At 30.1% G+C, this 12,310-nt stretch carries 13 protein-coding genes and 6 tRNA genes; 16 read left to right on the top strand and 3 right to left on the bottom strand.

The genetic code is table 4. The features are described 5' to 3' along the window. Nucleotides 1-172 precede the first annotated feature (172 nt). On the bottom strand, nt 173-1,948 hold the full coding sequence (gene dnaK, locus T395_RS0101670; RefSeq protein ID WP_029512774.1) for a molecular chaperone DnaK: 1,776 nt from the start codon (nt 1,946-1,948) through the stop codon (nt 173-175). A 303-nt stretch (nt 1,949-2,251) separates the two neighbouring features. Here dnaK and T395_RS0101675 point away from each other — a divergent pair. The 5 genes from T395_RS0101675 to T395_RS0101695 all read left to right on the top strand — a co-directional run bounded on the left by T395_RS0101675 (nt 2,252) and on the right by T395_RS0101695 (nt 3,228). Continuing rightward, a tRNA-Gly gene (locus T395_RS0101675) sits at nt 2,252-2,325 on the top strand. A 122-nt stretch (nt 2,326-2,447) separates the two neighbouring features. Beyond that, nucleotides 2,448-2,522, top strand: a tRNA-Asn gene (locus T395_RS0101680). A gap of 3 nt (nt 2,523-2,525) precedes the next feature. Beyond that, nucleotides 2,526-2,601 (top strand) — tRNA-Glu (locus T395_RS0101685). Between the two features lie 4 nt (nt 2,602-2,605). Then, nucleotides 2,606-2,681 (top strand) — tRNA-Val (locus T395_RS0101690). A 127-nt stretch (nt 2,682-2,808) separates the two neighbouring features. Beyond that, a complete protein-coding gene (locus tag T395_RS0101695; protein WP_029512775.1) occupies nt 2,809-3,228 on the top strand; it encodes a large conductance mechanosensitive channel protein MscL in 420 nt (139 codons plus the stop codon). Nucleotides 3,229-3,318: 90 nt separating this feature from the next. On the opposite strand, the gene T395_RS0101700 is transcribed toward T395_RS0101695, so the two are convergent. Both T395_RS0101700 and T395_RS0101705 read right to left on the bottom strand, forming a co-directional pair. Then, nucleotides 3,319-3,393, bottom strand: a tRNA-Gln gene (locus T395_RS0101700). 3 nt (nt 3,394-3,396) lie between these two features. Continuing rightward, nucleotides 3,397-3,480: transfer RNA gene (locus T395_RS0101705), tRNA-Tyr, on the bottom strand. Between the two features lie 234 nt (nt 3,481-3,714). Here T395_RS0101705 and T395_RS0101710 point away from each other — a divergent pair. From T395_RS0101710 to atpG, 11 genes are all read left to right on the top strand, one after another. Further along, on the top strand, nt 3,715-3,966 hold the full coding sequence (locus T395_RS0101710; RefSeq protein ID WP_029512776.1) for a YdbC family protein: 252 nt from the start codon (nt 3,715-3,717) through the stop codon (nt 3,964-3,966). Nucleotides 3,967-4,013: 47 nt separating this feature from the next. After that, nucleotides 4,014-4,817 carry a GNAT family N-acetyltransferase gene (locus tag T395_RS0101715; RefSeq protein ID WP_029512777.1) on the top strand — a complete coding sequence of 268 codons (804 nt, stop codon included), beginning with the start codon at nt 4,014-4,016 and terminating at the stop codon, nt 4,815-4,817. A 9-nt stretch (nt 4,818-4,826) separates the two neighbouring features. Then, a complete protein-coding gene (gene ffh / locus T395_RS0101720) occupies nt 4,827-6,179 on the top strand; it encodes a signal recognition particle protein (protein ID WP_029512778.1) in 1,353 nt (450 codons plus the stop codon). A 2-nt stretch (nt 6,180-6,181) separates the two neighbouring features. Next, nucleotides 6,182-7,120 carry a YwaF family protein gene (locus T395_RS0101725; protein WP_029512779.1) on the top strand — a complete coding sequence of 313 codons (939 nt, stop codon included), beginning with the start codon at nt 6,182-6,184 and terminating at the stop codon, nt 7,118-7,120. Nucleotides 7,121-7,275: 155 nt separating this feature from the next. Next, nucleotides 7,276-7,743: a hypothetical protein gene (locus T395_RS03645; protein ID WP_156933071.1), complete on the top strand. Its 468-nt coding sequence runs from the start codon at nt 7,276-7,278 to the stop codon at nt 7,741-7,743. After that, nucleotides 7,718-8,470 carry a F0F1 ATP synthase subunit A gene (locus T395_RS0101730; RefSeq protein ID WP_029512780.1) on the top strand — a complete coding sequence of 251 codons (753 nt, stop codon included), beginning with the start codon at nt 7,718-7,720 and terminating at the stop codon, nt 8,468-8,470. Before T395_RS03645 ends, T395_RS0101730 begins: the two co-directional genes overlap by 26 nt. 15 nt (nt 8,471-8,485) lie before the next feature. Next, a complete protein-coding gene (atpE, locus tag T395_RS0101735; RefSeq protein ID WP_029512781.1) occupies nt 8,486-8,713 on the top strand; it encodes an ATP synthase F0 subunit C in 228 nt (75 codons plus the stop codon). A 1-nt stretch (nt 8,714) separates the two neighbouring features. Next, a complete protein-coding gene (gene atpF / locus T395_RS0101740; RefSeq protein WP_029512782.1) occupies nt 8,715-9,272 on the top strand; it encodes a F0F1 ATP synthase subunit B in 558 nt (185 codons plus the stop codon). Beyond that, nucleotides 9,272-9,823 (top strand): ATP synthase F1 subunit delta, encoded by a 552-nt coding sequence (gene atpH, locus T395_RS0101745; RefSeq protein ID WP_029512783.1) that lies wholly within the window; start codon nt 9,272-9,274, stop codon nt 9,821-9,823. Before atpF ends, atpH begins: the two co-directional genes overlap by 1 nt. 1 nt (nt 9,824) lies before the next feature. Further along, on the top strand, nt 9,825-11,405 hold the full coding sequence (gene atpA, locus T395_RS0101750; protein ID WP_029512784.1) for a F0F1 ATP synthase subunit alpha: 1,581 nt from the start codon (nt 9,825-9,827) through the stop codon (nt 11,403-11,405). Beyond that, complete coding sequence (atpG, locus tag T395_RS0101755; RefSeq protein ID WP_029512785.1) at nt 11,405-12,277, top strand: ATP synthase F1 subunit gamma; 873 nt, start codon at nt 11,405-11,407, stop codon at nt 12,275-12,277. The genes atpA and atpG overlap by 1 nt, the downstream gene beginning before the upstream one ends. Nucleotides 12,278-12,310 lie beyond the last annotated feature (33 nt).

The following is a 12,310-nucleotide window of genomic DNA, read 5'->3' on the forward strand; positions in this document are numbered from 1 at the left end:
CGACAAAGTTCTTGTTGTTGTAAACGACCAAATAACAAAATTATAAAATATCAGTTTAGCTGATATTTTTTTAATTGCAATTTTTAGCTTAATTAAGCTAAAAAGACTTTTTCATAGGCTAATTAGTCAATTTTAAAAATAAAAATAAGTCCAATTATGGACTTATTAATTATTATTTTGCGTCTTCTTCTGTAAAGCCTTTGTTTTCGCTTTGTGCTTGTTCTTGAGCCATTTTTGAAACTTGTTCAAACATTTTTTCAAAATTGTCTAATTGTTCTCTTAATTTGTCATATTCTTTATTTTTGATCATTTCGTTAAGTTTAGCAATTTCTTCTTCAGTTTTCTTGATTTGTTCTTCATTTAATTTGTCTTTATTTTCTTTTAATGAAGTTTCTAACCTTCCAACCAATGATTCTGCTTTAACAATAGTTTCAATATCTGCTGTTTTCTTAGCGTCAGCTTCACGGTTTTCTTCAGCTTCTTTAACCATTCTTTGAATTTCTTCATCACTCAATTTTGTTGAGTTTTGAATTGTAATGCTTTGTTCTTTATTAGTTTTTACATCTTTAGCAGTAACAGTTGTAATTCCGTTAGCGTCTATTTTGAAGCTTACTTCGATTTGAGGGATTCCTCTTGGAGCAGGTTCTATTCCGCTTAAGTTAAATTCACCTAAAACTTTGTTTTCTGATGCTAAAGGTCTTTCACCTTGAACAACTTTAATAGTAACATCTGTTTGGTTGTCAGCAAAAGTTGTAAAGATTTGGCTCTTTGTAATTGGAATTCTTGTGTTTCTTTGAATTAATGGTGTCGCAATTCCACCGGCCGTTTCGATACCTAAAGTTAAAGGAGTAACATCAACTAAAAGAATGTCGTTAATATCACCAGCTAAAACTGCACCTTGAACAGCAGCACCAAGCGCAACAACTTCATCTGGGTTTACTGAGTGGTTTGGTTTTTTACCTGTCATTTTTTCAACTAATTCTTGAACAGCAGGCATTCTTGTTGAACCACCAACCATTAAAATGTCATCTAAATCTGCTGAAGATAATTTCGCATCTCTTAAAGCATTTTCAATTGGTTTTTTACATCTTTCAAGAAGATCGTAAGTCATTTTTTCAAATTCGCTACGTTTTAATTCTGCTTCAACATTAACTGGTTGACCATCTTTAAACAATAAGAATGGAAGTGAAATTGTAGCCATCATTGATGAAGATAAATCAATTTTAGCTTTTTCAGCAGCTTCTTTTAAACGAGCCATTGCCATTTTATCATTTTGAACATCTACATTGTGTTCGGTTTTAATTTTGTTAACTAATCATTCAACAATTTTGTGGTCTCAGTCATCGCCACCTAAGTGGTTATCACCAGCAGTTGCCAATACTTCAAATGTACCGCTTGCTAATTCAAGAATTGAAACGTCAAATGTACCACCACCAAGGTCAAATACAAGAACTTTCTTTTCTTTATCTGTTTTATCTAAACCAAAAGCTAAAGCAGCCGCGGTTGGTTCGTTAATGATTCTTAATACATCTAAGCCAGCAATTTTACCAGCGATTTTTGTAGCTTCACGTTGTGAGTTGTCGAAGTAGGCAGGAACTGTAATAACCGCTTTGCTAATTGAGTGACCAATCTTTTGTTCAGCATATTTCTTTAAGTGTTCAAGAATCATTGCTGAAATTTCTTCTGGTTTGTATTCCTTACCATTAGCTTTAACAGTTTTATTTGTTCCAATTAGTCTTTTTATAGATGCAATTGTATCTGGGTTGGTTTCAATTTGTTTTTTAGCATTATCACCAACAATGATTTCACCATTTTTAAAACTTACAACAGAAGGAGTGGTTCTTTTACCATTTAAATTTTCCAAAACAATAGGTTGTCCGTTGTCAACGATAGCAACAACAGAGTTTGTAGTACCTAAGTCAATACCTAAAATAATTTCTTTAGCCATATATTATTTTTCCTTTCTTAATCAGTGTTTTTAAAACATATGAAATTATTTTAGCACAAAAATTAGCAGACTAATATTTTTTCTGCTAATTTTTTTCGTGTCCTTGCTAAATTTTTTTAATTTTCAAATTTTGGTAAAAATCAAACTTAGAATTTATTAATAAACCTACAAAACCAAAGAACTTCAAAATATTAATAAATCAAATTTGATATTTAAATAAAAATGTATTAAATAATAGAGAAAAATATTTAGATTTTTTTTGACACATCGTAAAAATATGGTATAAATTTTTATGCAAAAATTGGAAACGTAATTTAATGGCAAAATATCAGCTTGCCATGCTGACTATGGGGGTTCGATTCCCCTCGTTTCCTCCATTTGGCGAAAGCCACCGAGCAACAATGTTGCTTTTTTTGTAAGGATCGTACAAAAGAGAAAAAATAAATAAAAAAATATTTTGTTTAAAATAATTTTTATTTATAATAATAAAGCAAAAATTGCCGATTTAGCTCAGCGGTAGAGCAGCTGGCTGTTAACCAGTTGGTCACAAGTTCGATCCTTGTAATCGGCGCCATTTGGTCTGTTGGTGAAGCGGTTAACACACATGGTTTTCATCCATGCATACACGGGTTCGATCCCCGTACAGACTGCCATTTTGGAGAGTTAGCTCAGTTGGGAGAGCATCGCCCTTACAAGGCGAGGGTCATGGGTTCGAGCCCCTTACTCTCCACCATTTGACAAAAGTCACTAGATAACCTTTGGGTTATTTTTTTTATTTCTTTAATGCACTAAAAACACTATGAAAAAGATATATTGGCAAAATATTTCAATAAATTAAATCTTTTATTATAATAAAACACATGTTTAAAAAAGCAGGAAAAGACGCGTGAGCAGTTGTTAAACGTGGCAACATGTTCATGTTAGCAATCGGTCTTTTATTAGGTACAGCATTTAACGCAGTAGTTTCATCATTAGCAAATGATGTTATCATGGCTGCTATTGCTTCATACTTCAAAGTTAAAGATGTTAGTGAACTTAAAGCTGGCCCAGTTTTAATTGGTAAATTCTTAGCAGCTTTAATTTCATTCTTAATTATTGCTGTTCTTATTTTTGTGACTCTATATGTAATTTTCTTAATTATAGGTGCACATAGAGCGCGTAAAGAACGTAAAAACCCTAAACCAGTTGTAGTAGAAGAAGTAAAACCAACAAATGAAGAATTAATCTTAGCTGAACTTAAAAAAATGAACGAATTGCTTTCTAAAAAACAAAATAAATAAGTAAACTCGATAGAAAGGAACTAGCATTAGCTAGTTTTTATTTTTATTAGTCAAAAAGTATAAAAAAAATCACTCCAAAAAGAAGTGATATGGCTGCCCCAGTTAGATTCGAACTAACGCATGACGGAACCAAAACCCGTTGCCTTACCGCTTGGCGATGGGGCAAAATGGTGGAGGGGGAGGGATTCGAACCCCCGAACCGTGAGGAAGTGGGTTACAGCCACCCGCGTTTGGCCGCTTCGCTACCCCTCCAGCTTTTTGCTAAATTGCTAACTTATTATAAACCATAAATTAAAAAAATAAAAAATTTATTCAATTTTTATTTGCGCTTTTTTAATAAATATTTTTAAATTTGCTATGTAAAAAAAGCTAATAATTATAAGATTTTTAATTTCTTAAGTTATTTACTAATTTATATTAATATTAATATAAAATATAAATATTAAATTTATTATTATATATTTAATTAAATTAAAAGGAGTTTAGATGCCAGCTAGAAGACAAGAAATTACTTATGAAATCATTCATAATGTAGGTAAAATCGCCGAAACAGTAGGTGGATACGTAAAAGAATTAAATTTAGTTTCATGAAATAACAACAAACCAAAATATGATATTAGAGATTGAAGCGAAGACCACTCACGTTCAAGCAAAGGTATTACTTTAACTTACGAAGAATTAGTTGAATTAAAGAAACTTATCGATTTAGAAGTTAAAAGAATCGAAGAAGAAAAATAATGTAAAATCCTTATACTTAAGGATTTTTATTTATTATAGGGAGATATATGTTAATTAAAGCTATTGAGCAAGACAAGGCAAATATTTTAGATTATTTAAAAACTGAGCCTATTTATAATTTGTTTTTAATTGCCGACATTAATCAATTTGGGCTTGAAAATGAATTTATGAAAACCTTTGTTATTAAAGAAAATAACAAGATTGCCAGTGTTATTTTAATTTACGGAACAACATTATTGTTTTTTGACCCAAAAAATTTAATTGATAATGAATTATTAAATAATTTAATTATTGAACACAATGTTAAAAATGTTAATATTAGCGACAAAATGTTTGCTAAACATCAAGAATTCTTTACTAATCAAGCAGAAAGATTTCAAATCCATGAACAATTTTTAGCTAAATGTGACAAAAAAACAATGGAAAATAGCCCTGAAGTTAAAAAAGCTGAATATTCAGATGTTCCAGGAATTGTAGAATCAAGAATGCAAATTGATGAATTTGCTCAATTTAGATCAAACTTTGACAAAGAATTAGTTGTTTATCAAGAAAACTTTAAGAGAGGCATTAGCAATAATTTTATTATTGTTGATCAAGAAAAAAATATAGTTATTGCGCATGCAATGATATCAGCTAAAACTGATCAAGTTGCTATGGTTGGTGGCGTATATTGCTTACCAAATTATCGTAACTGTGGTTATGGCACAAAAGTAACAACTGCTTTAACTAATTTCATAATTGATAATAATATGATAGCCATGTTGTTTTATCACAATGAAAAAGCCGGTTCTATTTACAAAAAAATAGGCTATGAAATTTTTGGTAAAGTTTATACAGTTGCACTTAAATAAAGGAGAAGTATGTTAAATTTTTTAGAAAATCGGATTCAAAAGTCTATTGCTAAAATGGCAAAAAAGACAGTTGTTCATGAAGCTGACATTTTAGAAACTACTAGAGATATAAAAATGGCTTTATTGGAAGCCGACGTTAACTTAAAAGTGGTTAAAGATTTTATTGCAAATGTTAAGGAAAAAGCCTTAAATTCAAGCTTGGTTGGTTCACTTAATGCTTCACAACAAATGATTAAAATAGTGCATGCTGAATTAGTTGATATTTTAGGTGGCTCAGTTAAAGAAATTAATATTAATAAAAGACCTTACATTATTTTAATGTCAGGTCTTCAAGGTTCAGGTAAAACAACTGCTGTAGCAAAATTAGCCTATTACTTAAGAAAGAAAGGTCTAGTTAACAAACCATTAGTAGTTGCGGCTGATATTTATCGTCCCGCTGCTGTACAACAATTAGTTACTTTAGCTAAAAGTATTCAAGTCGATTATTTTGAAAAAGGCACAACTGATAGCGCACAAAATATCGTTAAAGAGGCAATTGATTTTGCAAATGAAAATAAGCACGATTTAATTTTGATTGATACTGCTGGACGTTTAGCAATTGATGAACCTTTAATGCAAGAATTAAAGGATATTAAAAAAATTGCTTCACCAAATGAAATATTTTTTGTAGCAGATGCTTTAAGTGGTCAAGACATTTTAAATGTAGCCCAAGCTTTTAATGATAATTTACATTTAACTGGCTCAATTATTACCAAATTAGATTCAGATGCTAGAGGTGGAGCTGCTTTAAGTATTTGTAAAATGTTAAACATTCCTATTAGATTCATTGGTACAGGTGAAAAAGTTTCTAATTTAGATCTATTTTACCCTGATAGAATGGCTGACAGAATCCTAGGTATGGGTGATGTGCTTTCATTAATTGAAAAAGCTGAAGAAGTTATTGATCAAGATGTGGCACAAAACACAGTTCAAAAAATTCTTAGAGGCAACTTTACTCTTGATGATTTAATGCAAAACTTGGCTCAAATGAAAAAAATGGGTAAAATGGCCAAATTAATTAAAATGATCCCTGGTTTAGCTAATAAAGTAAATGAAGAAAAAATTCAACAAGCAGAAGAAAAATTTGCTAGCTATGAAATTTTAATTAATTCAATGACTATGAAAGAGCGTAAAAATCCTAAATTATTGAGACAAGCTAGCCGTAAAGAAAGAATTATTAAAGGAAGCGGAAGAAGCGCATTTGAATTTAATAGACTATTAAATGATTTTGATCAAATGTCAAAAAACATGACTGAAATGGGTAAAAAAATTAAAAGTGGCAATTTTGGCGATTTGACCAAAATGGGCTTTGGTGGTTTTTAATAATGGATAATTATGGTTTCTTTTCACCATCAGGTTCAGGGAATGGTATTGAATGATTGCCAACATCTAAAATCATTTTTTATGCTATTTCTTTAACAGTTATTTTAATCGCTTTTCTTTTATGATTTTTCAAAAGGCCAATTCGGAGACATTTTTTACAAAAAGATAGAATTATGTGAATGTCAAAAAGGACTTTTTGAACAGTTTTTGGTTCAATTAGCCTAGTAATGGTTGGAGTTAGAAGTGCTATTTTAGCTTTTAATAATTTTCCAAACAAATGAGAAATTATTCCGCTACACTTATGTAGATTAATGTTGATATTTACTTCAATTATTTTGATTATTAATAAACTACATTGAATCAAATATTTTGGACCTTTCGCTATAGTTGGAGCAATTGTTGCTTTATTAATTCCAGAAATGCCAAAACAAGATTGACAAAAAACCAGTGGGGTTGGTGTAGATAACTTCTATTTTTGAGATTTTGTTTTTGCTCATGTTTATGTGTTAATTGTTCCTATAATAATTTATTGCTCAATTAAACATAAATATACTTTTAAAGATACTTTAATTACTTTTGGCTTATTCGCAGGTTTAGCTACTTTAATGTTCATAATTAATTTAACAACCAATTTAATTCCAGGAGTGCCAAAACCTTGAAAAAGTAATTATTTCTATTTGGGCATGACCGAATATAACAGTCAAAAAGAATTGCTTAAAACTGCAACGCATTGACCATTTAACTTCATATCATTCTTGACTTGTATTATTATTTACATTTTTCTTTTTATACTTCTTTGATGCTTCCAAAGCAAGTTTTATATTGATATTATTAATAAAAAATTTGTTTTTGAATGAAGAAAAAGCAAGGCTTGAAAAAAATATCGTATTTCTATTTCGGAATTCTTTGATAGTAGAAGAAAAAAGCAAAAAAAGCTATAAAATAGACTTATTGGCTAATTGATTTTGCACTTTAAAAAATTCGAAAAACTATAAATAATTATATATATAGTTATATATATAGTATTATAATAAGGGTTATGTTATTGATGTAACATAACTTTTTTTATGTTATTACTAATAACATAAGAAGTATTATGAAAAACAACTTATCAAAAATTAACTGAAAAATATTTTTAATTTATTCATTAATAATTACAGCAATTTTCGTTGCTTTTTATCCTTTCGCAAGACTTTCGTTAGCCTTTGGGTTTGGTATTGGAAGTTGTTTTTCATTCATTTCTTATCAATTAAAGGATTTGCTTTTACGCAAAAGCCTTTTAATAACCTCAAAAAGAAAGATTAAGTTTAATTTCTTGTCGTTTTTGGGCTTTATGGGGATTATGTTGTTATTAGGTGTCTTAGTTTTTGTAATCTTAATGATTAACAAGCATGCTAAACAAAATTTATACACAAAGCCAATTTACGCAGGATGTTTTTACCCAATAAATATTGTCGCTTTTTTATTTGGAACATTGAGTGTAACGATAAGTATTTATGTGCAATCTTTTTGACAATATTGAAGAGAAAGGAGGGAGAATGGCAGAGCTAATAGAACACATTAATGATTGAAATCATCCACAGTTATTTTCATTATTTATCACAGTGTTAATTTGTTTTTCATTATCTTTAGCAGTTTTTATCTCAATCAAAAAATCAGCTAAAGCTGATAAAGCACCCAATGCTTTTTTAGTGATAATGGAAGGCTATGTTACAATGGTCGATAATTCGTTTGATGAAACAGCTGAAGGCAAAATAGAAAAATCAAGAATTTACATTTTTGGTTTAGCAACCTTTTTATTAATAGGTAATTTAATTGCCCCATTGGGACTAGAGCCCATTGTGACTTCTTATTCAGTGCCTTTAACCTTAGGTTTAATTAGCTGATTAGGAATTTATGTTGTTGGTTTAATTTACCAAAAATTCCGTTATTTGAAAAAATATTTGAACCCGCTTGAAACAATTGGACAATTTGCTCCACTAATTTCATTGAGCTTCCGGATTTTCGGTAATATCATAGGCGGTGGAACGCTTTTATTCCTATTTTATTGATTCTTTGGTTTTATTTGAACTAAAATACCAGGTCAAGAACATCATCAATGATTCTTTTTAGGAAGTATTTTCACACCATTATTGCACCTTTACTTTGATGTGTTCAGTGCTTTTATTCAAGCTCTTGTCTTCACCACTTTAACTTTGATTTATTGAGTTCGTGAAGCAGAAGAACCAGAACCTAAAAAACAGAAAAAAACAAAAATGAAAACAATTACTACAAATCAAAACATTTACTAGGAGGTAAACATGGACATAAATAAAGGATTAGTTGCTATTGGCGTTGGTTTAGCAATGTTAGGAACTTTTGGAACAGGTATGGGTCAAGGTTTTGCAGCTGGTAAAGCAGCCGAAGCTGTTGGAAGAAACCCAGAAGCTAACTCAAAAATCCGTCTTATGATGCTTATTGGTTCAGGTGTTGCTGAATCAGCAGCTATTTACTCGCTTGTTATTTCATTCATTTTAATTTTCGTTTACGCTTAAAATGATTATTTCAATTTCTGAAAGTGCACTTAAAGAACAAACTTTATCGGAAAGTTTAACTGAAAAATTTGCCAAGATTTTTCCCACCTGACCGATGATGGTTGCTACTTTAATAGCACTAGCATTAAGTATTTTATTTTTATATTTTTTAGCTTATAAACCTATAAAAAAGGCAATTAAAGCAAGACAAGAATATATTCAAAATAATATAGATAGTGCTAAAGCACTAAAAGATCAATCACAACAACAATTAGATCAAGCGAATGAAAAGCTTGCTCAAGCTCAAAACGAAGCTTCACAAATTGTGCAAGATGGTATCAATCGTTCAAACAAAATCATGATGAACTATATTGCGCATGCTCGTAATACTTCAAAGAGAATGCTTGAAGAAGCACGGATGGACGTGGCAAAACAAAAAGAAGAATTCTTTGAAGAATCAAAAAATCAAATTGCTGAAGTTGCTAGTGAATTATCAAAGAAAATTTTACAAAGCACAGTTTCGCCTGAAACAGAACAAGCAATTATTGATGAATTCTTAAAAGAAGGACAAGTTAACTAATGTACAAAAAAACAAATTTGGATGCTTATGCCTTGGCAATCTATGAACTATCTGTAGAAATGGGCGTAGCTAAAGAAACAACATTATTGTTAACTGCATTATTCAAAGAATTAAAAAAAGATACATCATTTATTGATGTTCTAAAAAATAATGAAATTAGCAATGAAAGAAAATATGAATTTATTGAACATGTTTTTGCTAATTTTGAAAAATCAACTATTGTTAAAGACTTTTTAAAAGTTGTAGTCGAACATAAAGCATCAAATAATTTGTTAAGAATTATTGGTGTGTATTTAAGAATGGTTAATGAAAATCTTAATATGAAATTTGCAAAAATTTATAGTGCATTTCCTATCCCAGAAGACAAATTAGCCTTAATTAAAGCCAAATTAGAAAAAGAAAATAATTGTTTAGTTGATATTGAACACATTATTGATCCTGAAATAATAAGTGGCTTTAAAATCAAAATGGATAGTTTTATTATCGAAAATTCTTTAGGTGCTGACTTAAAGAAACTAAAAAATATTATTACAAAAAAAGAGGAGGTTTAAGATGGCTAATTCAGTTTATGATATATCAGCAATTATCAAAGATAGAATTAAGAACTTTAATGCCTCAAAAATTGATTATTCAGAAATTGGTCATGTTATCACAATAGGTGATGGTATAGCGCTTGTTAGTGGTCTTGAAAAAGCTAAAAATGGCGAAATTATTGTTTTCAAAAATGATATTTATGGCCTAGTTTTAAACCTTGAAGAAGAAGTTATTGGTGTTGCGATTTTTGGTAATGCTAGTGAACTTTCTGAAGGTGATGAATGTAGATGTAGTGGTGAAGTTATATCAATTCCAGTAGGCGATGAATTAGTTGGTAGAGTAGTTAATTCATTAGGTGAACCAATTGATGGTCTTGGTAAAATTAAAAGCCAAAAACTAAGTGAAATTTTCAAAGTAGCACCCGGCGTTATGACCCGTCAAGAAGTTAACCAACCATTAGAAACAGGTATTATTGCTATTGACTCAATGATTCCAATCGGTAAAGGTCAACGTGAATTGATTATTGGCGATAGACAAACTGGTAAAACTGCTATTGCTATTGACACAATAATCAATCAAAAAGGCAAAAACGTAAAATGTGTTTATGTGGCTATTGGGCAAAAAAATTCCACAGTGGCACAAATTGTTCAAAAATTAAAAGATATGGGAGCAATGGAATATACAACAGTTGTTGTTTCGGGAGCTAGTGAATTAGCACCACAACAATACATCGCTCCATATACTGGAGTTACAATTGCTGAAGAATGAATGTCAAAAGGCGAAAATGTTTTAGTTGTTTATGACGATTTATCAAAACATGCTGTGGCTTATAGAACATTATCATTGCTTTTAAGAAGACCTCCTGGTCGTGAAGCTTATCCTGGTGATGTTTTCTATTTACACTCACAATTATTAGAGAGAGCAACTAGAGTTACTCCTGAATTTGGTGGAGGCTCAATCACAGCTTTACCAATTGTTGAAACTCAACAAGGTGATATTTCAGCTTATATTCCAACTAATGTTATTTCAATTACTGATGGACAAATTTTTACTAGAGAAAGCTTATTTAACTCTGGTCAGAGACCAGCGGTTGATGTTGGTTTTTCAGTTAGTCGGGTAGGTTCAAGTGCGCAAGTTAAAGCAATGAAAGAAGTTGCTTCATCATTAAAATTAGAACTAGCACAATATAATGAAATGCTTGCTTTTGCTCAATTTGGTTCAGATTTAGACGAATCAACTAAAAACATCTTACGTCATGGTGCAAAAGTATATGAATTTTTAAAACAAGAACAATACACCCCTTATTCACAAATGGTGCAAATCGCTATTTTAATGAGTGTTAAGGAAAAAATTATTAATCCATTACCAATTGACCAAATCAAGAATTTCCGTACCAAAATTATTAAATTTGTTAATGAAACAGAAGCGGGAAAAACCATTTATGAAAAACTTAAAGCAAACAAATTTGCTTTAAATGATGAAATTAGAAACGAATTAATTAATGCATTAATTTCAATTGTTGAAAAAATAATCAACAAATTACCTAACTATAATCCAAAAGACTATTTACCTATTCCAGCGAAGTTGTTAAATAAATAATGGCCGGCTTACAAACTATTAAAAATAGAATTAATGCAGTTAAAGCCATTCGTAAAATAACTCACGCAATGGAATTGGTTGCTTCATCAAAACTTAAAAAAGCAAGAACAGAATATGAAAGTGTTCAATCATATGTGTCAGTAGTTAATGAAGCTTTTTATGGCATTTTAACCCACATGACTGAACAGGAAATTAAAAATTTATTTGTGCCAAGACAAACAAATTCAAAATTATACATTGTTTTAACTGGTGATTTCGGATTGGCCGGATCATATAACTCAAGTGTAATTAAATTAGCTAAAAAGACTATAAAAAAGGAAGATAAATTAATTATTATTGGTAATAAAGGTGCTAATGCTTTAAAACCAATTTTCAATGAACAAGTTTTAAATATCTTTCATTCAGACGAAACAATTGACCATTATAAATTAATGCAATTGATTATGACTGAAGCTTATAAACTTTATTTGGATAAACAAGTTGATAGCATTCATATTATTTATAGTAAATATATAAATAATTTAGTTCAACAAGAATTTGAAGAAAAAATCTTCCCGTTTGATCATTTAATTGATGACTGTTATCAAGAATTGACACAATCAATTAACACAGCTAAAAGCCAAGTTGAATTTGAACCTTCTGCAAGAAGAGTTTTTAGTGAAGCAATCCCTTTATTTATTAGTGCGCAAATTTACAAAGCATATTCTTCATCGAAACTAAGTGAATTAGCTTCAAGAAGAAGCGCTATGGAAACAGCTACTGATAATGCCAATAATTTAATTGAAGACTTACAAATCAAATATAACCGTAGACGTCAAAGCAACATTACTCAAGAATTAAATGAAATAGTTGCTGGAGCTAACGCGGTTTAATAATGAAAGGATAATAATGTCGCAAAATAATAA

Source organism: Mycoplasmopsis iners ATCC 19705 (assembly GCF_000701805.1).
Taxonomy (GTDB): Bacteria; Bacillota_I; Bacilli_A; order Mycoplasmatales; family Metamycoplasmataceae; genus Mycoplasmopsis; species Mycoplasmopsis iners.